Origin of the sequence: Xanthomonas sp. SHU 166 (genome assembly GCF_000364685.1) — a bacterium.
GTDB classification, from domain to species: Bacteria; Pseudomonadota; Gammaproteobacteria; order Xanthomonadales; family Xanthomonadaceae; genus Xanthomonas_A; species Xanthomonas_A sontii.
Window position 1 is genome coordinate 1 of sequence record NZ_AQOJ01000688.1, and the last position, 313, is coordinate 313.

Sequence of the window (313 nt, forward strand, 5' to 3'; positions counted from 1 at the left end):
AGCGGCAGCAGCACCAGCAGCACCACGTAGCTGGTGCAGGTGGCGACCGGCAGCAGCTGCACGCCGACGAAGCGCCGGTAGCGGAACAGGCGCAGGTCCAGCAGCGGATGGCGGCGGCGCCGTTCGATCCACACGAAGGCGAGCAGCAGCAGTGCGGCGGCACCGAGCAGGGCCAGCGTCGCGGCGCTGCCCCAGCCGCTGTGCGGCCCCTGGATTAGGCTGGCGGTGAACAGCGCCAGCGCCGCGCTGAAACACAGCGCGCCGGCGCGATCCGGCGGGCCGGCGGCCGGATCGCGCGAGGCCGGCAGCCAGC

1 pseudogene is annotated in these 313 nt (G+C 74.8%); it reads right to left on the reverse strand.

Annotated features, from left to right (window positions below):
• Positions 1 to 313, reverse strand: a pseudogene (locus D180_RS16275) (MFS transporter); the annotation flags it as partial.